The following is a 23191-nucleotide window of genomic DNA, read 5'->3' on the forward strand; positions in this document are numbered from 1 at the left end:
TCAGTGCGGTCGGTTCACCACTCCTCGGTCAGTACTCGGCCTTGATGGTCGCGCCGGAGAAGCCCTGCTGGGCGTAGAGGCTCAGGAAGACGTAGCCGGCCGGCGGGTTGGTGATGGTCAGGGTCTCGGTGTTGTCGGCGTTGCCGGACTTGGCGGTGTAGGCGTTGGTGTACGCCCAGCCGCCGGCGTTGTAGTACAGGTCGGCGTTGCCGGTGCCGCCCGTGCTGGTGAGCTTCAGCTGCGTCACCCCGGCCGGGAGGTACAGGTAGAAGTGCGCGTAGTTGCCGGTGGTCGCCGCCACGTTGCCGCGCCCGCAGTTCTTGTCCAGTTGGCGGGTGTCGGCGCCGGTGCACTCGGACGCCCCGGCCACGGTGACGTCCTGCCGCGCGGTCGCGGTGGCGCCCTTGTCGTCGGTCACCGTGAGCGTGACGGTGTAGGTGCCGGCCTTGGCGTACGTCTTGGCCGGGTTGGCCGCCGTGTCGGTGGTGCCGTCGCCGAAGTCCCAGGCGCGGGAGGCGATGGTGCCGTCCTGGTCGGTGGAGCGGTCGGTGAAGGTGGCCGCCAGGCCGGAGACCGCGCTGGTGAAGGCGGCGGTCGGCGCCTGGTTGTTGCCGGGGTTGGTGCCGCCGCCGCAGGCCCCGGCCGCGCAGGCGGTCAGCCAGCGGTCGAAGTCGGCGTCGTAGCGGGTGCCGATGGTGGTCTTGAGGATGGTGCGGGCGCCGTTCCAGTCACCGGCGCGGTACTTGGCGAGCACGGCGTCCAGGTCGGAGCGGTGCTGCTCCAGCATGTAGCGGACGGACAGGTAGCCCCAGCGGTAGACGCGCTCCTGGTCGCCGTACCCGGTGTCGAAGAGGTCGGAGAGCCGGTAGGTGTGGAGGCCGGCGGCGGTGATCGCCGCGTCGTAGGTCTCCTTGCGGTACGAGTAGGAGACGTACTCGGCGAAGCCCTCGACCCACCAGATGGTCGGGGTGGTCATGCCGGCGTCGAAGTCGCCGTACATGTCGAACCGGCCGTCGAGGTAGTGGGTGTACTCGTGGTTGAGGTTCCAGATCTGGAAGTCCGGCGTCCAGTCGGCCTCGTAGGCGAGGAAGCGCGGCTGGTTGCCGGCCTCGTTCGGCTTGCCCTCCAGGTACATGCCGCCGTTGTTGGTGTCGATGCCGTAGATGCCGGCCGCGAACACGACGTAGTCGAAGCGGGTGTGGAAGACCACGACCTCGATGGTGGTGTTCCGGTCGTCGGCGACCGGACCGTTGTCCTTGGCCACCGCATGGAAGAAGGCGTCCTGGCCGTTGAGGCTGGAGCAGGTGGTGTCCAGCTGTCCGGCGTCCAGCTTCTGGGCGAGGACACGGATGCTCGGGCTGCACGTGTGGTCGACGGCCAGGACGGCCGACTTGAGCCGGGCCGACGCGTCACAGGTGCCGTAGTAGGAGCAGTTGCCGGCGTCGAAGGCCTCGCCCATCTCGGCCACGGCGGCCCACTGGTAGGAGGTGGGCCCGCTCGGCGAGGACTGGTCGGCCAAGCCCTTCAGCAGCGGGCGGACCTTGGGCTGGAGCGCGCTGTACTGCACGAAGCGGCCCAGCTCGCGGGTCGCGTTGTAGACCAGGAAGGTGTAGTCGCCGCCGAGCAGGGCGCTGTTGGCGGTGGCGAAGGCGTAGAGCGCGTCGAGCACGCCCGGGTCGGCCTGCACCGCTTCGGCGAAGCCCTTCGTCTGGTGGCCGCGCCACAGCACGGTGAACACGCTGTTGAGCGCGTTGCCCATGTTCACCGGGTTGTGGGTGGCGGCGTCGTACGCACCCAGCAGGCGCTTGACCACCGGCAGGTAGCGGACGTTCTCCTGCGCGCTGTCGATCAGGGTGATCGCCTCCCCGAGCGTGCCCGCGTTGACGGCGGAGACGTCACGGGAGTGCGCGCTGTTGAAGAAGCTGTCCAGCGCGCCGCGGATCGAGGTCTGCAGGGCGGTGCCGTAGGTGCCGACGTCGGACGCGTGGTACCACTGCACGTAGTAGCCGGCCCGCAGGAACAGGACCAGCTGAGCGGTGGAAGCGGAGTTGTCGCCCGGGTAGTTCGCGGCGTTGTCGCGCAGGGCGTCCGCCACCGTGACCATCTGGGACTCGCGGAACGTTCCGCTCGCGTCACCGCCGGTCAGCAGGAACAGATCGTTGATGCAGCCGAGGTCGGCCGTCGTGACGGCCTGGACCAGGGCGCTGCCGGTTCGGCTGAAGTCCGGTATGTTGCAGGGCTGTTCGGCGAGAGCCTTGGCGGCGCTCCCACCGAAGGCCTTGGCCAGCTCGGCCTTCTGCTCCGACTTCCGCTCCGCCGCCGACAGGGTCTCGGCGCGCTCGGGGTCCGTGGTCGAGAACGGGGCGCGCTCACGGACCGACAGCTGCTTCTTCGTGCCGTGGGTGTCCGGCGCGTCACCGATCGCGGGCCGCGGGGCCAGGCCGGCGGGTCCGGACGAGGTCGCGGGCGAGCCTCCGCCGGGCTGCGCCGAGACCGGCAGCGGGGCCGCCTGGGTGCGCGGGGCGAACACTCCGACCGCCACGAACATCGCGAGGATGAACGTCAACAGCCGGGCGACGTGGGGATGTTGATGCAGGGAACGTGCGGTTCTCACGTGGGGGCCTCCGGGCCATCGTCGGCCGCGTGGGGGCGCGGCCGGTGGGGGTGGTGAGGACCGTTGCGACGGCACCGTTGGGGCAGTGGCCGTCGACCATCGGCAGGGAGTGTGACATGTACAATGGCACACATCACACAGCCGAGGAACCCCCAGAACCGGCAACTGCCGCTTCCCCACAGGAACTTCACGGAACGGCCGCAGACCGGCAAAGGCCGCCGGTCGGTCGACCGGCGGCCTTTGCGGGCAGCGACGGCGCCGCCGCGGTGTGTCAGTTGCGGACGAGGAGCACCACGCCCGCGGTGACCAGGCCGAGCGCGACGGCGGCCGCGCCGTACACCAGCCGGTGCTCGCGCACCACCGGCAGGTAGCGGTCCACGGCGTAGCGGCCGGGGCCGGTCAGGGCGATCGTCGCCGCGGCGGCGATCAGGAGCAGTTCGTACTCGCTGCCGCCCTTCATGGCGAAGAAGCTGCCGTTCCACGAGACGGCGAGGGCGTTGAGCATGGTGCCCAGGATCGCGGCGGCGGCCAGCGGGGCCAGCAGGCCGACGGCCAGCGCTAGTCCGCCGCCGACCTCGGTGAGACCGGCCACGACGGCCATGGCCTTGGACGCCGGGTAGCCCTTCGAGTCGAAGAACGCTCCGGTGCCGTCGATCCCGCCGCCGCCGAACCAGCCGAACAGCTTCTGGCTGCCGTGCGCGGCCATGGTCAGGCCGAGGGCGACGCGCAGCAGCAGGAGGCCTGCGTCGTAGGCGTGCGGGGAGGTGGCCGCGAGTCCGGGGGTTCTTCCGGCCGCGACGGTGGGGTTGGTGGGGGCGGTCGTGCTCGGGCTGCCGCTCGGCATGCGCGTCTCCATCGAAAAAAGGGGGGTTCGTCGATACTGGCCCGGATTTGTTCAAATTCGAACCAGTGGGGTGATGCGACCGTACCTGGAAGTTTGAATTTGAACAACCGGCCCGGCAGGAGTTTTTGGCGTGATCGGGTCAGTACTGGTGTAGACCGGCGTACGAAGGCGTGGGGCGGGGCAGGCTCACGACATGGCACACCGCAACGAACACCGCCGGGCCGAGAACAAGGGCACCCCGCACGCCGAGGCCCTCGCCGCCTTCACCGAACGGGTGCGGCTGATCACCCCCGAGCAGTGGGACGCGCCCACCCCCTGCGCCGACTGGACCGTCCGCGATCTGGTCAACCACCTCGCCGGCGAGCAGCTCTGGGTGCCCGAACTGCTGATGGGCGCCACCATCGGCGAGGTCGGCGCGCGCTTCGACGGCGACGTCCTCGGCGACGACCCGGTCGGCGTCTGGACCGCCGCCGCGGACGCCGCGCGCGACGCCTTCGCCGTCCCCGGCGCCACCGAGCTCACCGTGCACCTCTCCTACGGCGACGTCTCCGGCCAGTACTACCTGGACCAGCTCACCGCCGACGCCGTCGTGCACACCTGGGACCTCGCCGAGGGCACCGGCCGGCTCACCCGGCTGCCGGAGGCGCTGGTGGACTTCGCGCTCGCCGAGTTCACCGGCTACGGGGACCTCTCGGGCAGCGGATACTTCGACGCGCCGCTGCCGGTGCCGGACGACGCCGCACCGCAGACCCGGATGCTCGCGCTCACCGGGCGCCGGGACCGCCCCTGACCTGCGGCTCTACCCGGCCGCCGGTCCCCCGCCGGATCTCCCGCCGCCGCGCCGCCCGGGCAACGGGCGCGTCGCCGGATACTGGAGGTGTCGGGGGGCGGAGCCGCAGCAGACGGGAGAGGCGGGCGCGCCATGAGCCGCAGGCCGGACATCCTCGGCGAGTTCACCGCGGAGCACCGCGCGGTGGAGGAACTGCTCGCCCGGATCGAGGCCGCTCCGGCGCCCTCCGGCGGGGCCGGACAGGACGGCGGAGCGGCCTCGGAGCCGTTGCTCGGACAGCTCACCGACCTGCTGTTCAGCCACTGCGCGGCGGAGGAGGAGCACCTGTTCCCGGTCGTCCAGCACGATGTGCCGGACGGCGGCGCGATGGTGTTCCGGTGCATCCACGACCACCTCGCGATCGGCCAGTACCTCGCGGACCTCCAGGCCCTTCCGGCCGGTGACCCGGCGCTGGACACCCTGCTGGGCGGACTGGCCGCGCTGCTGCGCCGGCACCTGGCGACCGAGGAGAAGCAGCTGTTCCCCGCCGCCCGCAAGGCCCTGCCGGCCGCCGCCCGGAACGCGCTCGCCGAACGGCTTCGGGCCGACCGGGCGGAGATCGCCGAGGCCGGGCCGTGAGGCTGCGGGACTGCGGGGCTGCGGGGCTGCGGGACCGTGAGGCTGCGGGACCGTGGATCAGGGCTTGGCGCTGATCACCGCGAACCGGCCGCCCTCCGGGTCCTGGAGCCGGGCCACCCGCCCGTACGGCGAGTCGAACGCCGGGCCGAGCGCGCTGCCGCCGAGCCCCTCCGCCCTGGCCACCGCCGCGTCGGTGTCCGGCACCGAGAACGACACCTCCCAGTGCGGCGGCATCCCCGCCGGGCCGTTCGCCTGCTCCCTGGCGAGCGCGGCGACACTGTGCCCCTCGGCCCGCAGCACCACCCGGTCGTGCTCCCAGCGGACCTCGAACCGCTCCGGGTCCCGGCCGTCCCAGCGGAACACCTCGCCGTAGAAGAGCGCGGCCGCGAACGGATCCGGGGTGCGCAGCTCGATCCAGACCGGTGCTCCCATCAGGTCCAGCCGCCGGGCCCGGCCCAGCGGCCCCTCCCAGATGCCGAACACCGCGCCCGCCGGGTCCGCGGCGAACGCCACCCGGCCCGCGTCGAAGGAGAGCGGCCCCACCGCGAGCGTCGCACCGCGCTCGCGGACCGCGTCGGCGGCGGCGTCCGCGCTCTCCGTGCCGAAGTAGCTGGTCCAGGCGACGGGCATGTCCCAGCCGCCGCTCGCCACCCCCAGTCCGGCCACCGCCTCCCCGCCGGCCACCGCGTGCGCGTACGGGCCGAAGCGGTCCGGCCCCGGCTCGAACTCCCAGCCCAGCAGCGGCCCGTAGAAGGCCTTGGCCGCGTCGAGGTCGCGCGCCATCAGGCTCACCCAGCACGGAACGGCCGCCACGCAGCGCACCTCGGTCGTTGTCCCACCGCTGACCATCGCGACCACCTCCGAGACCCCGGCCGCCGGGCCCCTCCCGACTCCCACGGCCGTCCGGCCGCCCGGGCGAGTTCAGCCTAGGACGTACCGGACGGTTCGGGGCGGATCAGCGCGCGGTCCGACGAAGGTGGGGGCGTGCGCAGCGGCTCCGCGCTCCGACGGCTCGGGGCACGGGCGCGCCTGCGAAGCCGTGGTGGCCGGCGCCCGGGGCGGTCACGGCCGGCCGGCCGTGGCCGCGGACCGGGGAGGCGTTGGACTCCCCGCCGTCCTCGCCGAGTCCGCCGAGTCCGTCGAGTCCGTCCTCCGGCCCCTCGGCGTCGGGCGGTTCCTCCCGGGGCAGGGGCTCGCCCGGCCACTCCGGTTCCCCGTACCGCCAGTAGCCGCGCCCCCGGGGTGCCGTGCTCGGCAGCGGCCCGGATGACGGAGTCGGCGAACGGTCCTGGAAGAACACCCGGGCGCGGCCGCAGGCGGCGCTGAGGCGCTCGACCACCTCGTGCGGCCACCACGGCGTCTCCCGCGGCGGGGACTCCGCGTAGATCAGCCGCCATCCGGCGTACTCGGGGGTGACGAAGACCCGGTGCACCGGCTCGGGTGCGGACTTCTCGTCGTGCTCCTGGGCGGCGAGCCACCAGTGGTCGGGCGGCGGACCCGGGCGCTCGGCCTCGAACGCCCGTCGGGTGACCGACGGCGGGGGTCAACGCCTCGCGCGGTCAGGGGAGTCCAGCCGGGCGACGAGGTGGAGGCGGTCGCCGTCGGCGGTTTCGGCGGGCCGGTCGCCGTCCGTCCAGGGCGGTTCGGTGCGCGGGCCGGGCCGGTCGTGGAGGGCGAGGACGCCGAAGCCGTGGTGGGCGAGCAGGTGGCGCAGCTCCTGGGGGAAGAGCAGCCGCCAGGCGGAGTGCTGCTCGAGCGGCGGGGCACCGTCGTCGCCGGCCCAGCTGCGGGTACGGCGCAGCAGTTGGGCGGCGTGGTCGATCCACAGCACGGTGCGGGAGGTGTGGGTGACGCCGTCGTGGGTGATGCTGTCGAGCCTCGGGGCGTCGAGGAGTTCGGTGCGACCGAGGAAGAAGGCGCCGTTGCGCATCTCGGCGACCAGCAGGCCGCCGGGGCGCAGATGGCGGCGGAGCCGACCGAACAGCGCGTCGAGGTCGGCGTTGGTGTGGCAGTAGAGCAGCGCGCTGTCCAGGCAGAGCACGGCGTGGAACCGTCCCGGCAGTGTGAACTCCCGCATGTCGCCGACGTGGTAGGCCGGTCCGGGGTGGCGGGCCCGGGCGTGGGCGATCATCGCCGGGGAGCTGTCCAGGCCGGTGACGGTGCGCCCGGCCGCGCGGTGCAGCCAGCCGGCGTCGCGGCCGGTGCCGCAGCCGAGGTCGAGGACGTCGGGTCCGGCGCCGTGCTCGCGGAGCATCGACTCGGCCCACCGGGCGGCGGTGAACCCGGGGTCGGGGAAACGGAGTTCGTAGAGTTCCGGGTGGTCGGTGAGCAGGTTGCGATGGGCGGCGGCCGGGGTGGCGGCCGGGGGGCGGTGGTTCATCGGGCCTCGCTGGGGCGGGGGCGGGCGGAGGCGGTGCCGCCCATGGCCCGGCCGGCGGCCGGCGCGGGGAGCACGCCGAGGCCGGCCCGGTCCGGGGTGCGGACGGTGCCGTCGGCGCCGCCGATGCCCTGCCAGGGGTCGTGGGCGAGCAGCAGGTGGCCGTCGAGGTCCAGCCAGCGGGCCCGGTCGGCGAGGTGGACGGCGGGCGCGATGCCGAGCGAGCTGGCCGCCAGGCAGCCGAGCATCAGCTCGGTGCCGCTGCCGCGCAGGGCCTCGGCGATGCGCAGCACCTGGTGGACGCCACCGCACTTGGCGAGCTTGAGGTTGACGCCCTGCACCCGTCCGGCGAGCCGGCAGGCGTCCTCGTAGCCGACGGCGTCCTCGTCGGCGATCACCGGGACGGGTGAGCGGTCGGCGACGGCGGCGAGCACCTCGGGGCGGCCCGGGGGGATCGGCTGCTCGACGGCCTCGACGCCGGTGGCGGCGAAGGCGGGCAGCAGTCGGAGGGCCTGGGCGGGGGTCCAGGCGCCGTTGGGGTCGAGCAGCAGCCGGGCGTCCGGGGCGGCCTCGCGGACGGCCTGGACGCGGGCCAGGTCGAGGCCGGGGTCGGCGGCGCCGGCCTTGACCTTGAGCACGGTGAATCCGGCGTCGGCGAGCCGGGCGGCCTGGGCGGCGGCGCGGGCGGGCGGCTCGATGCCGATGGTGCGGGCGGTGGCGGCGGCGACCGGTTCGGCGCGGCCGAGCAGCCGGTGGACGGGCTCGCCGGCGCGCTTGCCGGCCAGGTCGAGCAGGGCGGCCTCGACGGCGGCCAGCACCCCGGCGGACAGCGGCGCGTACGGGGCCGCGCCGTCGCACAGGTCGGCGAGCGCCTGCTCCGGCTCCTGGCCGCGCTCCAGCGCGGGGCGCAGCGCGTCGAGTTCGTGCCGGATCCGCTCGGTGGGCAGGTCCAGGTAGCGGCTGCTGACCGCCTCGCCGTGGCCGGTCGACCCACCGTGCGCGAGGGAGAGTTGGACGGCGTCCCGTTCGGTGGTGACCGAGCGGGAGATGCGCAGCGGCTCGGCCAGCCGGAGCCGGACGGTGCGGACGTCGAGCCTCATCGGTCCTCCTCGGTGCGGGCGGGGGCGGCGGCGCCCGCCGGGACGGCGGCCGGCTCCCCGGGTGCGGTCCGGTCGGTGCGCCAGCGGGCCCAGCCGGTGACCTCGACGGCCGCCGGGTGCGGGATCTCGATCGGGCGCGGTGCGGCCCGTCCGGCGTCCAGGCCGTGCCGTCGGCAGAAGGCGTCGTCGTACACGGTGCCGAGGTAGCGGTGCGGGCCGTCGGGGAAGACGGTGGCGACGGCGGCGCCCGGGTGGACGCGGGCGGCCCAGGCGGCGACCAGGGCGACCGCGCCGGTGGACCAGCCGCCGCTGACGAAGGCGCCCCGGGCCAGCCGCCGGCAGGCATCGACCGCCTCGGCCGGGCCGACCCAGTGCACCTCGTCGAAGGCCTGGTGGGCGACGTTGCGCGGGTGGATGGAGCTGCCGAGGCCGCGCATCAGCCGGGGCCGGGCGGGCTGGCCGAAGATGGTGGAGCCGACCGAGTCGACGCCGATGACCCGCAGCCGGGGCCAGCGGCCGCGCAGCGCCTCGGCGAGCCCGGCGCTGTGGCCGCCGGTGCCGACGCTGCAGACCAGCACGTCCAGGTGGTCGAGGTCGGCGGTGATCTCCTGGGCCATCACCCGGTAACCGTCGGCGTTGTCGGGGTTGTTGTACTGGTCGGGCCAGTAGGCGTCGGGCAGCCGGTCGAGCACGGCGCGCAGCCGGGTGAGCCGGGCCGCCTGCCAGCCGCCGCGCCGGGCGGGCTGCTCGACCAGCTCCAGCCGGGCGCCGTAGGCGCGCAGCAACTGCCGCATGGACGGTTCGAGTTCGCTGTCGCCGACCAGCACGACGGGGTGGCCGAGGGCCTGTCCGGCGAAGGCCAGGCCGACGCCCATGGTGCCCGAGGTGGACTCCACCACCGTGGCACCGGGCCGCAGTTCGCCGCGCGCCCGGGCGCCGCGGAGCATGGCGACGGCCGAGCGGGCCTTCATCCCGCCGGCGCTCAGCCCCTCCAGCTTGGCCCAGAAGCCGGGGTGCGGCTGCGGCAGCGGGGTGGTGATCCGGGCCAGCGGGGTGCCGCCGAGCAGCGGCAGCAGGGCCGGATTGCCCAGCATCGGATGGCCCAGCGCCGCGCCGGAGTCGAGCAGGGCGGTCACCGGCCCGCACCCCCGTACAGGTGGATGACGGTGGGTCCGCCGTCGAGCCAGAAGAAGGGGAAGGGCTCGGCGCTGACGGCGGTGACCCCGTCGCCGAGCAGCTGCGGCAGGACGGAGCTGCCGGTCTGGGCGAACAGCACCAGGGGCTTTCCGGTGGCGCGGGCGTGGGCGAGCAGCGGGTCCAGGGAGCCGTTGCCGAGGGTCATGCCGGAGGCGAGGATCGCGTCGCAGTCGTCGAGGTGGGCGAGGGCGTCGGTGTGCACCGGCTCGTCCCATTCGGTGGTGCCGCCCTTGAGGTCGCAGGCCCGGTAGTCGACCCCGTGCGAACGGAGCTGTTCCAGCAGCGAGTTGACGACCCCGACGACCAGCACCCGGCGGACGGCGGCGAGCGGCAGCAGCCCCACCACGGCGGCGGCGCGGACCCGCGACTTCACCAGCGAGGAGCCGGCGGGCAGGCCGAACCGCCGGGCACCGTACGCCGGCGCGTGCGGCCGGCAGTGGCCGAGGTAGGCGTCGAGCGCGGCGACCCGGACGGCGGTGCCCGGGTGGTCGAGCAGTTCCCCGACGGTCGCGCCGACGCAGTCGGTGACGGTGGCGGCGGGCAGTTCGCCGGGTTCGACGGCGCAGGAGCCGACGGCGGCGCCGAGGCGGAGGCTGAGCACCTCGTTGCGGTAGCCGCGGGTGCGGCCGGGGTGCCGGACGGCCTGGACGGTGCTGAAGGCGAGCGCGATCCGCAGCGTGGCCGGGTCGGGCCCGTACGCCCCCGTACGGGCCCGCCCGGTGATCAGGTCGAGCACGGGGAGGGTGGTGATCCCGGTGCTCGGGGCGGGGATCACGATCGGGCCGATCGCGGTGGTGGCGCTCACGCGGACACCGCCGCGGGTGCGGCCGGACGGTCGGCGGGCGCGACGCGCGGGGTGAGCCCGGCGAGCAGCCGCTCGGCCGTGCGGCGCGCCCCGGCCCCGCCGGTGTCGGCGGTCATGACGTGCCCGAGGTACTCGTTGTTGCTGGTCGCGGGCCGCACCTCGCGGCCGGGCTCGGCGAGGGCGAGTTCGACCAGTGCCGGGTCACGCCGCACCGCCTCCGCTCCGTCGAAGCCGTCCAGCGGGCCGGCCTGCCCGCCGCCGGGCACCAGGAAGGCGATGGCGGCGCTGGCGACCCCGGTCGGGTGGACGGCCAGGTCGGGCCGGCGGCCGAGGGCGACGTCGATCGCGGCGGCGGCCAGGTCGACCCCGGTGACCCGCCGGACCAGTTCGGTGATCCGGTTCCCGGCCGGGCGCGGGTTGACCTCGACCACCCGGGGCCCGGCGGGGGTGAGCTTGATCTCGGTGTGCGCGACGACCTGGTCGAGGCCCAGCGCGGCCAGCGCGTCGACGGCGGTGCGGACGGCGGCGGCGGCCTCGGCCGGGTCGAGGGCGGCCGGGAACATGTGGCCGGTCTCGACGAAGGCGGGCGCGCCGCCGACGCTCTTGTCGGTGACGCCGACGACGTGCGCGACGCCGTCCGCGGAGACCGTCTCGACGCTGACCTCGGCTCCGGTGAGCAGTTCCTCCAGCAGCACCGCCGGCTCCCGCCGCTGGCCGCGCGCATTGACCGGGAAGGCGTCCAACGCCCGGATCGCCACGAGGAGTTCGGCCTCGTCACGGACCTGGCGGACGAACATCCCGGCGCACAGGTCGACCGGCTTGACGACCAGCGGGTAGCCGATCGCCCGGGCCGCGGCGCGGGCCTGCTCGCGGTCGGCGCAGAGCTCGTACGCGGGCCCGGGGACGCCGGCCTCGGCGAGCCGGCGGCGGGTGAGGTCCTTGCGGCAGGCGGCGGCGACGGCCTCGGGCGCCGGGCCGGGCAGGCCGAGCCGGCGGGCCACCCGGGCGACCTGCGGGAGGTAGTAGTCGCAGGAGGAGAGCACGCCGTCGAAACCGAGCAGCGCGTGCAGCCGCTCGGCGTACGGGAGCAGCGCGTCCGGGTCGTTGGTGTCGGCGGTGAGGACGTTCTCGGCGGCGAGCAGCGGGTGCGGGCCGTCGGCGGGGGCGGCGGACCGCAGGTAGTGGTGCAGGTCGCGGGTGAGGAAGGTGAAGCGGTGGCCGCCCTCCCCCAGCGCCCGTGGCAGCAGTCTGCTCATGGAGCCGACCCAGCTCTCGATCATCAGCAGATGCGCCACGACTCTCCCTTTCGACGGACTCGACAGCCAGGACCGTAACGGGATTCGTTTTCATTTTCAACGCGCCGGACCGCGTTTCCGTCGGCGCGTCAGATGAAAGTGGTTTTCAATGTACCCTGGCCCCCGACCATCACATCCCAGTCCTGTCGGAGTTCTCTGATGGACCGTCAGTTTCCTTATGCCGTGCGCCATGCGCTCCCGCAGGACGTGCCCGGTGCGCGCCGGCTGATCCTCGACACCTTCTACCGCGAGTTCGGCTACGGCTACGTGCCCGCCTGGCACGCCGATGTGGTCGACCTCCAGGGGCACTACCTGGACCACCCCCGGCACGCCCTGCTGGTCGCCGTGCTCGGCGAGGAGGTGGTGGCCACCACCGCACTGCACTCCACCGGGCCCGCCCACCCGCCGCACCCGCGCGAGATCGCCCGGCGCTACCCGTCCGGGACCACCGCGCAACTGGTCCGGGTCTACGTCCGGGCCGAGCACCGGCGGCACGGGCTGGCCCGCGAGCTCGTCCGCCGCGCCTGCGCGTTCGCCGCCGAGGAGGGCGGCTACCGGCGGCTGTATCTGCACACCAACACCGAGATCCCCGGGGCCGAGCCGTTCTGGCGCAGCCTCGCCGAGGAGGTCCACGACGCCCGCCCGACCGGCGAGCACGGTCCGGGGGTGGCCACCGTCCACTTCGAGATCCCGCTGCGCCGACCGGTGGCCGCGGCCGGGAGCGCGAGGTTCGGCGGCGTCGGGAAGAGCGCCGGAAAGGGTGTCGGCGAGGGTGTCGGCGGAGGCGCCCGGGCGATGTGACGCAGGTCACGGCCGGGTGCGAAATTTCCGGGGAGCGATTCCCCGTTTAGCCCTTCGCAGGACTAAGCGGGGAGTGACTCCCCGGAACCCGTACCCCGGGAGGAGTACACCCGTGACCACCGTCGCCCCCCGTCCGACCCGCACCGCGGGGCCGGCCCGCGCGCCCAGGCTGCGCGCGGACGCCAGCCGCAACCGCGAACGGATCGTCCTGGCGGCCCGCGACGCCTTCGTCGAGCACGGCGCGGACGCGGCGCTGGACGAAATCGCGAAGCGGGCGGGCGTCGGAAACGCTACGCTCTACCGGAACTTCCCCACCAGGGCGGCACTGATCCGCGAGGTGGCCCTGCTCGTGAAGAACCGCATCGTGGCGATCGCCGAGCGGGCGGCCGCCGAGGCCGCCGGCCCGTTCGACGCCCTGGAGCGGTTCGCCCACGAGACGGTCGACGAGAAGGTCGGCGCGCTCTGCTCGATGCTCACCAACCACGTCGACCCGCACGATCCGGACCTGGCGGCGGCGCGCGAGCGCCTGCTGTCGGTCGTCGGCGGCCTGCTGGAGCGGGCGAAGGCGGCGGGCGAGGCCCGCCCGGACGTCCACCACGGCGACCTGTTCATCGCCCTGAGCCAGCTCACCCGCCCGCTGCCGGGCACCTCGTGCCGCATCCTGGACGAGTTCGTCCACCGGCACCTGCAACTGCTCCTGGACGGCATGCGGGCGCCCGCCCCTTCCGTCCTGCCCGGCCGGGCCGCGACCTTCGAGGACTTCCACGGCGACCACTGACCCACCGCGCCGAACGACCGGCGCGACCTGACACCGGACACCAGAAGCCGGACACCGGACACCGTCACCGCGAGGACGCGGTGCGGCTGCCCCTGCGCGCCCACCACTCCTGCCCGCGACCCTTTTCCGCACCTTCCGCACACCCCGCACCCCGAAGTGAGTACCTCCATGCCACAAACCGACGCCCCGCCCGCCGTCCAGCCCGATCCGAGGCGCTGGAAAGCCCTGATATTCATCGGCCTCGCGCAGTTGATGGTCGTCCTCGACGCCACCATCGTGAACATCGCGCTGCCGTCCGCCCAGAAGGACCTCGGCATCACCGACGGCAACCGCCAGTGGGTGATCACCGCGTACGCGCTGGCCTTCGGCGGCCTGCTGCTCTTCGGTGGCCGGGTGGCCGACCTGTGGGGGCGCAAGCGGGCCTTCGTGGTCGGCCTCACCGGCTTCGCGCTGGCCTCCGCGCTGGGCGGCGCCGCCGCCAACACCACGATGCTGCTCGGCGCCCGTGCCCTCCAGGGCGTGTTCGGCGCACTGCTGGCCCCGGCCGCGCTCTCGCTGCTGGCCGTGATGTTCACCGAGGCCAAGGAGCGCGCCAAGGCGTTCGGCATCTACGGCGCGATCGCCGGCGGTGGCGGCGCGATCGGCCTGATCCTCGGCGGTCTGCTGACCGAGTACATGAACTGGCGCTGGACCTTCTTCGTCAACATCCCGTTCGCCGTGATCGCCGCCGCCGGCGCGGTCATGGTGATCCGCGAGCCCGCCGTGGGCCGCAACCGCAACCGCCTCGACGTCCCCGGCGTGCTGCTGGTCACCACCGGCCTGGTCGCCCTGGTCTACGGGTTCACCCGGGCCGAATCGGACGGCTGGAGCTCGGGCCTGACGATCGGCCTGTTCGTCGCCGCCGCCGTGCTGCTGTCCGCGTTCGTCCTGGTCGAGCGGAAGGTCAAGGCGCCGCTGCTGCCGCTGCGCGTCGTGCTGGACCGCAACCGCGGCGGGGTCTACCTGTCGCTGGGCCTGGCCGTGATCGGCATGTTCGGTCTGTTCCTGTTCCTGACCTACTACCTGCAGATCGTGCTCGACTACAGCCCGGTTCTGACCGGCGTGGCCTTCCTGCCCATGGTGGCGGGCATGATCACCGGTTCGACCCAGATCGGCGCCCGGCTGATGACCCGCGTCCCGGCGCGGTTCCTGATGGCGCCCGGCTTCCTGGTCGCCTCGCTCGGCATGCTCATCCTGACCCAGATCGGCCTGGACAGCTCCTACCCGGCGCTGATCCTGCCCGGCCTGATCCTGATGGGCCTCGGCATGGGCACCGCGTTCATGCCGGCGATGAGCCTGGCCACGCACGGCGTCCAGCCGCGCGACGCGGGCGTGGCGTCCGCCATGGTCAACACCTCGCAGCAGGTCGGCGGCGCCATCGGCACCGCGCTGCTGAACACCATCGCGGCCAGCGCCACGGCCACCTGGCTGGCGGCCCACGCGGCCGCCGCGACCACCCCGGCCGCCGCCCGGGCGGTGCAGTTCCAGGGCATGGTGCACGGCTTCTCGACCGCGATCTGGTGGTCCTTCGGCATCCTGGTGCTGGCGGCCGCGCTCGCGTTCATCCTGATCAACGCCGGCCGCCCCGGCTCCGGCGGCACGGGTGCGGACGCCGACGCGGCGAAGGCCAACGAGGTGCCAGTGCTGGTGCACTGACCCCTGCGGGGTTCGCGACGGTGCGCTGCGGCCCGTCCGGTGTCATCACGACACCGGGCGGGCCGTTCGCCGTTTCCGGGCACCCCCAGGGAAGCGGGGAATGGTCCCCGCCTCACTCCGTCTGTACCCGTGCCGCCGGAGCCGGGGCGGCCGGCGGCGGCAACGACCTCGTCGCCACCCATCTGCACCTGTCGACCGACTCCATCACCTACGCCGTCCGGGTGGGATTCCTCGCCGTCCCGGTGGCCGTCTTCGCCGTCACCGGGCGCTGGTGCCTGGGCCCGCAGCGCCGGGACCGGGAGAAGGTGCCGCACGGCCGCGTGACCGGCGTCGTCGGGCGCCTGCCGCACGGCGAACTCATCGAGGTGCGCGCCCCGCTCGCGCCCGCTGAAGAACACCGGCTCACCGCGCACGAGCGGCCGCGAGCCCTCGAACTGCCCGCCGCCGTGGACGACAATGGAGTGGCCCACCCGGCCGGGGTCCTTGACCGCGCCCGTGCGAGGCTGTCCCGTGGGCTCTACGGCGAGGGCGCCCGGATCGCCCGGCCCGCCGCCGGGGAGTACCACCGGGCCGCCGCGCACCACCCAGCCGTCGAACAGCACGCCGCCGGACAGCGCACCGCCGGACAGCACATCGTCGAACAGCACACCGTCGCCGAGCACCACGAGAGCAGCGGCGGACACGGCCACCAGGGCCGCGCCGCCCGCCACCACCCGCCGCAACGGAGAGGGAGGACACCGTGCACGACCGTACCGACCAGCTGGCCGACAGCAGATACCTCCTGCTCACCACGTTCGGCGAGGACGGCCGCCGGATCCGCTCGCAGAGCTGGGTGGTCGCCGACGGCACGGCGCTCGGCATCTGGACGCCCGCCCACTCCGGCGAGGCCGAGCGGATCCGCCGCCACCCCAAGGTCCTGGTCGGCCCGTGCGACGCGCACGGGCGCCCGACGGGGCGTCAGCTCCCGGCCCGCGCCGCCGTCTGCGACGCGGACGACACCGCCCGCTACCGCGCGTCGCTGATCAACAAGTACGGACTGGCGGCGTTCCTGGCGCTGGCCCGCAGCCGGATGCGGCTCGGGCTGGCCGGGACCATCGGCATCCGGATCACGCTCAACGAGCTGGAGCAGCGGTTGATCGGGCCGGAGTGGCAGCTGCCGACCACGTACTGCCCGAACTGAGACGGGCGCCGGCGGCACGGGGCGCGGCTCGGCGGCTCAGCGGATCGGCAGCTCGGCGGCACGGCGACGCAGCGGCTCAGGCCTCGTCGTCGTCCGGTGCGCGGGCCAGGTCCCCCGGCTCGCAGGCCTCCCGGCCCGTGCCGGCGTGCACCACCTTGACCGCGTGGCCCGGGCCGCCCGGCACCACCCGCTGCTCCCGTCCGCAGCGCGGACAGATCAGCGGAATGCGCGACCGGTGGGCGGCCTGGCCCGCGGCGCCTTCCGGTCGCGTCACGACAGCGGGTGGGTCGGGACCGGGCTGACCGCCTGGATCTCGTTGTGGGCCTTGGTGAGCAACTGCGAGGCGAGGTCGTTGAGCGCCCTCGCGGCCGCGATCTCCTCGCCGACCCTCAGCTGGTCCGGGTCGGAGGGGTGACGGCTGGTGTAGCCGTGCGCGCGCATCTCCGTCCCGTCCGCCAACCGCACCAGGGCGGCGGCGGTCGTCCGCGGCCCCTCCTCGTGGAATTCCATCTCGATGTGCCACCCGACAAGAGTCTGCATGGCGGTTCACCTCCGGCGGTCGCTCCTTGTCCGGTTACTCCTCCAGAGTGCGCCGCGCCCCCGGTGAACACCAGAGCAGGCGGCCGGGGGCGGCGCCCGAGCGGAACTTGAACGCGTTCAATCCTGTGCGTAGAGTCGACGCGAAAGGTGTTTGAACGTGTTCAAGGAAGCTGGGGGCCGACCGCCGTGGGACGAGGCACCGAAGAACTGGTCGACCTGCTGGTCCTGCTCGGCATGGGTGCGGTGGTCCCGCTCGGCCTCGCCCTGATCGACGAGCCCGGCCTCGCCCGGGTGCGCCGCCTCTGGCCGCTGGCCGCCGTCCCCGGCGCGCTCTCGCTGTGGCTGCCGCGCGGACCGCTCGCCACCGGCAGCGCCGCGTGCTACGCGCTCGGCACGCTCGCCCTCGCCGTGCACGCCCCGGTCCGGCTGGCCCGCACCCGCTCCCTCGCCCCGCCCGAGATCGCCGTGCTCACCGCGCTGGCGACGCCGTCGGTGGCCGGACTCGCCCTGGTCGCGGAGCGCTCCGGGCACGAGCTGTTCGGATTCGACCTCGACATCCTGGCCCTGACCGTCCCCCACTTCCACTACGCCGGCTTCACCGCCGCCCTGGTCGCCGGACTGGTGTGCCGCGCCGTCCCGGACCGTCCGGCCGCGCGGTGGGCCGCGCTCAGCGTGCCGGCCGGGACCCTGCTGGTGCTGGCCGGCTACTTCGTCGGCGACTGGGCGGAACTCGCCGGGGCCGCCGTGCTCACCGCCGGCATGTGGCTGGTCGGCCTGCTCACCTGGCGCGACCTGCGGGACCGGGGGCAGGGCACGGCCGTGCTGCTCGGCGTCTCGGCGGCCGTCCTCGCCGTCACCATGCTGCTCGCCCTCTGGTGGGCGCTCGGCGAGGCCTCCGGGCTCCCGCACCCCACCCTCGGCTGGATGGCCGCCACCCACGGCGTCGGCAACGCGCTCGGCTTCGCGCTGTGCTCGCTGCTCGCCTGGCGCCGACTCGCCCCGACCACACAGGAGATCCCCCGGTGAACGACCTCAACTACCCCGAGGTCGGCGCGAGCAGCGACCTCACCGCCCCGCTCCCGGCCGGCTACAACCACCTCCGCCACCGCGCCCTCGTGGGCCACGGCCGGGCCGCGCTGGACGCCGCCGGAGCCGCCGTCCTCGACTGGCGGATGCACCGGGCGGCCGGCGTCCGCATCACCGCCGGGGCGGAGCGCGCCGCGCCCGGCGTCCCCGTCCACTGCGCCATCGGCCTCGGCCCGCTGCGGGCCGGCGCCCCGTGCCGGGTGATCTGGAGCACCGCCGGCGGCGGGGACCGCGACCGTCACGGCTTCACCTACGGCACCCGGCGGGGCCACCTCGCGGTGGGCGAGGAGACCTTCGTGGTGGAGATGGCGGCGGACGGCGCGGTCTGGTTCACCGTCAACGCGTTCAGCCGTCCGCAGCGCTGGTACGCCCGCCTCGCCGGCCCCCTGCTCCCCCTCGCCCAGCACCTCTTCGCCCGCCGCTGCGCCCGCGCCCTCACCCGCGTGGCCGCCCGCGCGGCGCGGTAGCGCGGCGAGAGGTGGAGCCGAAAGTCGAACCCACCGACTTCCTGCGCCCGCTCCGGCCACGGACGGGCAGGCCGAACGGCTCGGTAGCGCGGCGCGGTGGAGTGGAAAGTCGGACCCGCCGACTTCCTGCGCCCACTCCGATGGACGGGCAGGCCGAACAGCGCGGCAACGCGGCGGGAAGTGGAGCAGAAAGTCGAACCCACCAACTTCCTGCGCCCACTCCGACGGGCGGGCCAAACGGCTCGGTAGCGCGGCGCGATGGAGTGGAAAGTCGAACCCGCCGACTCCCTACGCCCACTCCGACCACGGACGAGCGGGCCGAACACCGCGGCAACGCGGCAGGAAGTGGAGCCGAAAGTCGAACCCGCCGACTCCCTACGCCCACTCCGGCCACGGACGAGCGGGCCGAACACCGCGGCAACGCGGCAGGAAGTGGAGTGGAAAGTCGGACCCGCCGACTTCCTGCGCCCACTCCGATGGACCGGCAGGCCGAACAGCGCGGCAACGCGGCAGGAAGTGGAGTGGAAAGTCGAACCCGCCGACTCCCTACGCCCACTCCGACGGGCGGGCCAAACGGCTCGGTAGCGCGGCGCGGTGGAGTGGAAAGTCGGACCCGCCGACTTCCTGCGCCCGCTCCGACGGGCGGGCCGCGCGGCGTGGTGGCCGGCCGGGGCAGGCGTGGGGGCAGTGGCCCGCGCCCACCATGCTCCAGGACGCGAGCGAAGGCCACTGCGCGTGGGCACCGCGCCGGGAAGTGGAGCCGAAAGTCGAACCCGCCAACTTCCTACGCCCGCTCCGACGGACGGGCCGCGCGGTAGCGCGGCGGGAGGTGGAGCCGAAAGTCGAACCCGCCGACTTCCTACGCCCGCTCCGACGGACGGGCCGAACGGCGCGGCGGCCGGCCGGGGCAGGCGTAGGGGCGGCGGCCCGCGCCCACCATGCTCCAGGACGCGAGCGAAGGCCACTGCGCGTGGGCACCGCGCCGGGAAGTGGAGCCGAAAGTCGAACCCGCCGACTTCCTACGCCCGCTCCGACGGACGGGCCGAACGGCGCGGCCGCCGGCCGGGGCAGGCGTAGGGGCAGTGGCCCGCGCCCACCATGCTCCAGGACGCGAGCGAAGGCCACTGCGCGTGGGCACCGCGCCGGGAAGTGGAGCCGAAAGTCGAACCCGCCGACTTCCTACGCCCGCTCCGACGGACGGGCCGAACGGCGCGGTGTCCGACCGGGGCAGGCGTGGGGGCGGCGGCCCGCGCCCACCATGGTCCAGGGCGCGGGCGAGGGCCGGACCGCGTGGGGGCAGGCCGGAGCCGGTGCACAGGGACTTCCCCCGTGGTGTCGAGGGTCAGGTGGTGGGGACGGTGAGGAGGAGGGTGCCGGTGTCCAGGGTGCGGATCTCGAAGTGGTCGATGGTGGTGGGCGGGAAGGCGGTGCCGCCGGTGGTGTGGAGCGGGGTGGTGGGGGCGTAGCCGGTGGCGGGGACGTTCCAGGTGGTCACGGTCTGGTGGCCGCCGGTGGTGGAGACCGCGACCAGGTCGCAGGTCAGCGGGCCCCGGACGCCGGAGAGTTCGAGGGTGACCCGGCTGCCCCAGGCCGCGGGGTCCACGCCGACCACGGCGTGGGCGCCGGTCGCCGTGTCCGTCGCGGCGAACTGGTGGGCGGCCGCGGTGGCGACCACGCCGGGCGCGGAATCAGCGGTGATCACGGCGGCGGTCACCGCGGGGCCCGCGATCGTCAGCGCGGCCGCCGCGGCGACCAGGACCAGCCGCCGGACGCGCCCGCGCGACCGGCTCGCCCGGACCTGCCCGACCAGCCGGTCGAGCAGCGCCGGGTCCGGCCGGGGGGCGGGGTCGCCCGGGTCGGCGGCGGCCGCGTACTCGCCGAGCAGCGTTTCGACGGGGCGGAGCTCGGCCAGCTGTTCGGCGCACTGCGGGCAGCCGGCGGCCAGGTGGGCGTCGAAGGCGGCGCGTTCGACCGGGTCCAGGACGCCGAGGACGTAGGCGCCGACGTCGAGGTGCAAGGCCCGCGCGGAATCGGGTTCGGACGGTGTCACGATGTCACTCCCCGTTCCTCCAGCGCGAGCCTGAGCGCGCGCAGCGCGTAGTACACCCGCGAGCGCACGGTGCCCGCGGGGACGCCGAGTTCGGCGGCCGCCTCGTTGGCGGTGCGGCCCTTGAAGTACGTCTCGACGATGACCTCGCGGTGCGCGGCCGAGAGGTCGCCGAGCGCGTCCGCGACCGTCATCATCCGCAGCGCGCGGTCGAGTTCGTCCTCGGCGGGCAGCAACTCCAGCGGCCCGGCGCCCACTTCGCGCGGGCGGGCGAGTTCGGCGCGGTGCTCGTCGATGACGATCCGGCGGGCGACGGTGGCGAGCCACGGCCGCAGCGAGCCGGCCGCCGGGTCCAGCCGGTGGAGGTTGCGCCAGGCGCGCAGCAGCGTCTCCTGCACGACGTCCTCGGCGCGCTGGCGGTCGCCGGCGACGAGGTGGAGGACGAAGCCGAGCAGCGGCCCGGCGTGCTCGTGGTAGAGCGCGCGCATCAGCTCCTCGTCCGGCGCCGGCACGCCCCGGACGGCCGGGCGGCCGTCACCGGGAGGCTCCTCGGTCACCATCACATCCTCGCGCACGGCTGCCTCCGGGTCGAGGGTCGCCGCCGGGCGGACGGCCGGGCGTCAGTAGCCCGATCCACCGGAGCCGCCGGAGCCGGCGGTGGCCCGGTCACCGGTGGGGGTCGCCGCGAACCAGATGCCCTGAACGCCCTGGCCCATGGTGTCGCCGGGCTTCTGGTCGGGCGCGTAGCGGTAGAGCGGCCAGCCGGCGAGGGTGAGCTGCTTGCTGCCGTCGGCGCGGGTGACGGTGCCGACGAGCTTGGCGTCGATGCCGCTGACGGAGACCGTCGTGCCGGTGGCCGGGACGGGCGGCCACAGGGTCGCGCAACTGCCGTCGCAGGTGGCGGTGGGCGGGGTGGCGCTGTCGTGGTCGAAGCGGTAGAGGGTGAAACCGGCGCTGTCGGTGACGATGGTGCCGAGGTGCGCGTCGGTGGTGGTCCGCAGGGTGGTCGCGGTCATGCCCGGCGAGGCCGGGGCGCTGGACGCGGCGGGCGGTTTGGTGGGCGCCGAGCTGCTGGAGCCGGACGAGCCGCAGCCCGCCACCAGGGCGGCCGCGGCCAGCCCGGACGCGGCGAGCACGGCGAGCCGTCCCGGACGGCGGCTGGTACGCCGGCCCGGTCCGCTGGTGTGATCATCGGTCGAGCCGTCGGTACGGCGGGTGGTGCGCATGGTGACCGCTCCCCGGTCGGTACGGGTGCACGTCGGTGCCGGACACCCTCCGGTACGGACGGGGGCCGCCGTCCGCTCAACGGACGGCGCGGCCAGGTCCGCGGAATAGCGCGCGAACAGCAGCCGTTGTCGGGGGCACATGGCCTTGACCGCCACACCGGAAGGGCAGGAACCGCGACATGAGCAGCACGGTCGAGCTGACCAAGGAGAACTTCGACGAGATCGTCCCCGGCGAGGACGGCCAGGATTTCGTCTTCATCGACTTCTGGGCGAGCTGGTGCGGCCCGTGCCGCCAGTTCGCGCCGGTCTTCGAGAAGGCCGCCGAGCGTCACCCCGATCTGGTCTTCGCCAAGGTGGACACCGAGGCGCAGCAGGAGCTGGCGGCGGCCTTCGGGATCCAGTCCATCCCCACGCTGGCGATCATCCGCGAGGGTGTCCTCGTCTTCTCGCAGGCGGGCGCGCTGCCCGAGCCGGTGTTCGAGGACCTGATCGGCCAGGCCCGCAAGCTGGACATGGACGAGGTGAAGCGGAAGGTGGCGGCCGAGCAGGACGGCGGCCCGAAGAAGGGCTGACGCCCGGCCGTTGACGCGGCCGTTCGGCACGGCGAGCCCCTGGGTGGCGCACCCGCCCCCGGGGCTCGCCGCCGTGCGTCCGGGGCAGCGCCTCCGAGGCAGTGCGTCCGGGGCAGCGCGTCCACCCCTCGCCCGGTCCGCTCAGTCCTCGCTCCAGGCGGCGAGCCGGGCGGCGAGCGCGCGCACTTCGTCCCGCAGGGCCGCGGGGCGGCGCACGGTGAAGGGATGGCCGAGGCCGGCCAGCATCGTGGCCATGCCGTCGAGCCGCTCGGCCCGCGCGCGGAACAGGACGCGCCCGTCGTCGGTCGCGGTGAGCGTGCCCGCGGCGGGCGGAATGCGGTGGCGGACCTCGGCGAGGGTGGTCGTGAGCACCACCTCGACCTCGTGCGTCCACGGCACCGAGGCGAGCGACTCCAGCACCCGCTGCACCGGGTCGACGTCGGCGGGCGGTTCGAACCCGGTCCCGCCCGGCCCGACCGAGCGGATCCGGTCCAGCCGGAAGGTCCGCTGCTCGCCGCTGCGGTGGTCCAGCCCCGTCGTGTACCAGCGGCCCGAGTGGAAGACCAGCCCGTACGGGTCGAAGTCGCGCTGACTGGGCGCGCCCGCGCGGTCCCGGTAGTCGAGCCGGACGCGGCGCCGGCGGCGGACCGCCTCGGCGAGCGCGAAGAGCGCGGTGCCGGCCGGGCTGGGGCCGGCGGCGGGCGCGGCGGTCAGTCCGAGGGTCTGTTCGACGGCCGCGACCTGCTCGCGCAGCTGGGGCGGAAGCACCCGCTGGATCTTGGCGAGCGCCGACTCGCCGGCCTGCTCCCCCACCGACAGCCCGGACCGCCGGCCGGCCAGCAGTCCGAGGACGACGGAGGCCGCCTCGTCCCCGGTGAGCATCAGCGGCGGCAGCCGGAAGCCCGGCATCAGCCGGTAGCCGCCGTACCGGCCCCGCTCGGCCCGGACGGGGATGCCGAGTTCGGCGAGCCGGGCGGTGTACCGGCGCACGGTGCGAACGTCGACCTCCAGCCGCGCGGCGAGTTCGGCGCCGGTGAGGCCGGGGTGTGCCTGGAGCAGTTCGAGCAGGGCGAGGGCGCGGCTGACCGGGTGTTCCACGGGTCCTGTGCTCCTCGGGCCGACGGCGATGCGCGGGTCGGCCGGAGGCCGATCGGCCGAT

24 protein-coding genes are annotated in these 23191 nt (G+C 74.6%); 9 read left to right on the top strand and 15 right to left on the bottom strand.

The genetic code is table 11. The features are described from left to right. Positions 1–28 precede the first annotated feature (28 nt). Positions 29–2548, bottom strand: a complete 2520-nt coding sequence (locus ACFCLZ_RS09475) for a collagenase (protein WP_380286126.1) — start codon at positions 2546–2548, stop codon at positions 29–31. A gap of 337 nt (positions 2549–2885) precedes the next feature. Next, a complete protein-coding gene (locus ACFCLZ_RS09480) occupies positions 2886–3458 on the bottom strand; it encodes a DoxX family membrane protein (protein ID WP_380284364.1) in 573 nt (190 codons plus the stop codon). Between the two features lie 193 nt (positions 3459–3651). Here ACFCLZ_RS09480 and ACFCLZ_RS09485 point away from each other — a divergent pair, with 193 nt between their 5' ends. Beyond that, a complete protein-coding gene (locus ACFCLZ_RS09485) occupies positions 3652–4248 on the top strand; it encodes a TIGR03086 family metal-binding protein (RefSeq protein ID WP_380284365.1) in 597 nt (198 codons plus the stop codon). Between the two features lie 132 nt (positions 4249–4380). After that, positions 4381–4866: a hemerythrin domain-containing protein gene (locus ACFCLZ_RS09490; protein WP_380284366.1), complete on the top strand. Its 486-nt coding sequence runs from the start codon at positions 4381–4383 to the stop codon at positions 4864–4866. 57 nt (positions 4867–4923) lie between these two features. On the opposite strand, the gene ACFCLZ_RS09495 is transcribed toward ACFCLZ_RS09490, so the two are convergent. The 7 genes from ACFCLZ_RS09495 to ACFCLZ_RS09525 all read right to left on the bottom strand — a co-directional run bounded on the left by ACFCLZ_RS09495 (position 4924) and on the right by ACFCLZ_RS09525 (position 11640). Then, a complete protein-coding gene (locus tag ACFCLZ_RS09495) occupies positions 4924–5679 on the bottom strand; it encodes a VOC family protein (RefSeq protein WP_380284367.1) in 756 nt (251 codons plus the stop codon). 142 nt (positions 5680–5821) lie between these two features. Continuing rightward, entirely contained in the window at positions 5822–6298 is a 477-nt protein-coding gene (locus tag ACFCLZ_RS09500; protein ID WP_380284368.1) for a hypothetical protein, read from the bottom strand. A gap of 111 nt (positions 6299–6409) precedes the next feature. Continuing rightward, the gene (locus ACFCLZ_RS09505) at positions 6410–7246 is read right to left on the bottom strand and encodes a class I SAM-dependent methyltransferase (protein ID WP_380284369.1); all 837 of its coding nucleotides are present in this window, start codon (positions 7244–7246) and stop codon (positions 6410–6412) included. Beyond that, the gene (locus ACFCLZ_RS09510) at positions 7243–8343 is read right to left on the bottom strand and encodes a dipeptide epimerase (RefSeq protein ID WP_380284370.1); all 1101 of its coding nucleotides are present in this window, start codon (positions 8341–8343) and stop codon (positions 7243–7245) included. Before ACFCLZ_RS09510 ends, ACFCLZ_RS09505 begins: the two co-directional genes overlap by 4 nt. Continuing rightward, a complete protein-coding gene (locus tag ACFCLZ_RS09515; RefSeq protein WP_380286127.1) occupies positions 8340–9437 on the bottom strand; it encodes a PLP-dependent cysteine synthase family protein in 1098 nt (365 codons plus the stop codon). Before ACFCLZ_RS09515 ends, ACFCLZ_RS09510 begins: the two co-directional genes overlap by 4 nt. A gap of 38 nt (positions 9438–9475) precedes the next feature. Next, positions 9476–10345, bottom strand: coding sequence for a Rossmann-like domain-containing protein (locus tag ACFCLZ_RS09520; protein WP_380284371.1), 870 nt, complete (start codon positions 10343–10345; stop codon positions 9476–9478). Continuing rightward, a complete protein-coding gene (locus ACFCLZ_RS09525; protein ID WP_380284372.1) occupies positions 10342–11640 on the bottom strand; it encodes an ATP-grasp domain-containing protein in 1299 nt (432 codons plus the stop codon). Before ACFCLZ_RS09525 ends, ACFCLZ_RS09520 begins: the two co-directional genes overlap by 4 nt. 183 nt (positions 11641–11823) lie before the next feature. Here ACFCLZ_RS09525 and ACFCLZ_RS09530 point away from each other — a divergent pair, with 183 nt between their 5' ends. The 4 genes from ACFCLZ_RS09530 to ACFCLZ_RS09545 all read left to right on the top strand — a co-directional run bounded on the left by ACFCLZ_RS09530 (position 11824) and on the right by ACFCLZ_RS09545 (position 16094). Further along, the gene (locus ACFCLZ_RS09530) at positions 11824–12441 is read left to right on the top strand and encodes a GNAT family N-acetyltransferase (protein WP_380284373.1); all 618 of its coding nucleotides are present in this window, start codon (positions 11824–11826) and stop codon (positions 12439–12441) included. Between the two features lie 112 nt (positions 12442–12553). Then, positions 12554–13219 carry a TetR/AcrR family transcriptional regulator gene (locus tag ACFCLZ_RS09535; RefSeq protein ID WP_380284374.1) on the top strand — a complete coding sequence of 222 codons (666 nt, stop codon included), beginning with the start codon at positions 12554–12556 and terminating at the stop codon, positions 13217–13219. A 168-nt stretch (positions 13220–13387) separates the two neighbouring features. Beyond that, positions 13388–14914 (top strand): MFS transporter, encoded by a 1527-nt coding sequence (locus ACFCLZ_RS09540; protein WP_380284375.1) that lies wholly within the window; start codon positions 13388–13390, stop codon positions 14912–14914. A 739-nt stretch (positions 14915–15653) separates the two neighbouring features. Then, on the top strand, positions 15654–16094 hold the full coding sequence (locus ACFCLZ_RS09545; protein WP_380284376.1) for a PPOX class F420-dependent oxidoreductase: 441 nt from the start codon (positions 15654–15656) through the stop codon (positions 16092–16094). Positions 16095–16170: 76 nt separating this feature from the next. Here the strand turns inward: ACFCLZ_RS09545 and ACFCLZ_RS09550 are convergent, their stop codons facing one another. Beyond that, the gene (locus ACFCLZ_RS09550; RefSeq protein WP_380284377.1) at positions 16171–16368 is read right to left on the bottom strand and encodes a hypothetical protein; all 198 of its coding nucleotides are present in this window, start codon (positions 16366–16368) and stop codon (positions 16171–16173) included. Next, complete coding sequence (locus ACFCLZ_RS09555) at positions 16365–16634, bottom strand: DUF1876 domain-containing protein (RefSeq protein WP_380284378.1); 270 nt, start codon at positions 16632–16634, stop codon at positions 16365–16367. Before ACFCLZ_RS09555 ends, ACFCLZ_RS09550 begins: the two co-directional genes overlap by 4 nt. Before the next feature lie 186 nt (positions 16635–16820). Here ACFCLZ_RS09555 and ACFCLZ_RS09560 point away from each other — a divergent pair, with 186 nt between their 5' ends. Continuing rightward, the gene (locus ACFCLZ_RS09560; RefSeq protein ID WP_380284379.1) at positions 16821–17660 is read left to right on the top strand and encodes a YndJ family protein; all 840 of its coding nucleotides are present in this window, start codon (positions 16821–16823) and stop codon (positions 17658–17660) included. Beyond that, positions 17657–18187, top strand: coding sequence for a DUF1990 family protein (locus ACFCLZ_RS09565; protein ID WP_380284380.1), 531 nt, complete (start codon positions 17657–17659; stop codon positions 18185–18187). Before ACFCLZ_RS09560 ends, ACFCLZ_RS09565 begins: the two co-directional genes overlap by 4 nt. A gap of 1342 nt (positions 18188–19529) precedes the next feature. Here ACFCLZ_RS09565 and ACFCLZ_RS09570 read toward each other — a convergent pair. From ACFCLZ_RS09570 to ACFCLZ_RS09580, 3 genes are read right to left on the bottom strand one after another with little or no spacing between them, the layout of a single operon-like run. After that, a complete protein-coding gene (locus ACFCLZ_RS09570) occupies positions 19530–20237 on the bottom strand; it encodes an anti-sigma factor family protein (RefSeq protein WP_380284381.1) in 708 nt (235 codons plus the stop codon). Beyond that, the gene (locus tag ACFCLZ_RS09575; protein ID WP_380286128.1) at positions 20234–20794 is read right to left on the bottom strand and encodes a sigma-70 family RNA polymerase sigma factor; all 561 of its coding nucleotides are present in this window, start codon (positions 20792–20794) and stop codon (positions 20234–20236) included. The genes ACFCLZ_RS09570 and ACFCLZ_RS09575 overlap by 4 nt, the downstream gene beginning before the upstream one ends. Before the next feature lie 60 nt (positions 20795–20854). Then, positions 20855–21460 carry a hypothetical protein gene (locus tag ACFCLZ_RS09580; RefSeq protein WP_380284382.1) on the bottom strand — a complete coding sequence of 202 codons (606 nt, stop codon included), beginning with the start codon at positions 21458–21460 and terminating at the stop codon, positions 20855–20857. Positions 21461–21639: 179 nt separating this feature from the next. Here ACFCLZ_RS09580 and trxA point away from each other — a divergent pair, with 179 nt between their 5' ends. After that, positions 21640–22032 carry a thioredoxin gene (trxA, locus tag ACFCLZ_RS09585; RefSeq protein ID WP_380284383.1) on the top strand — a complete coding sequence of 131 codons (393 nt, stop codon included), beginning with the start codon at positions 21640–21642 and terminating at the stop codon, positions 22030–22032. 141 nt (positions 22033–22173) lie between these two features. Here trxA and ACFCLZ_RS09590 read toward each other — a convergent pair whose 3' ends face one another. Continuing rightward, complete coding sequence (locus ACFCLZ_RS09590; protein ID WP_380284384.1) at positions 22174–23130, bottom strand: helix-turn-helix transcriptional regulator; 957 nt, start codon at positions 23128–23130, stop codon at positions 22174–22176. Positions 23131–23191: the final 61 nt, after the last annotated feature.

Source organism: Kitasatospora purpeofusca, from assembly GCF_042691725.1.
Classification (GTDB): Bacteria; Actinomycetota; Actinomycetes; order Streptomycetales; family Streptomycetaceae; genus Kitasatospora; species Kitasatospora purpeofusca_B.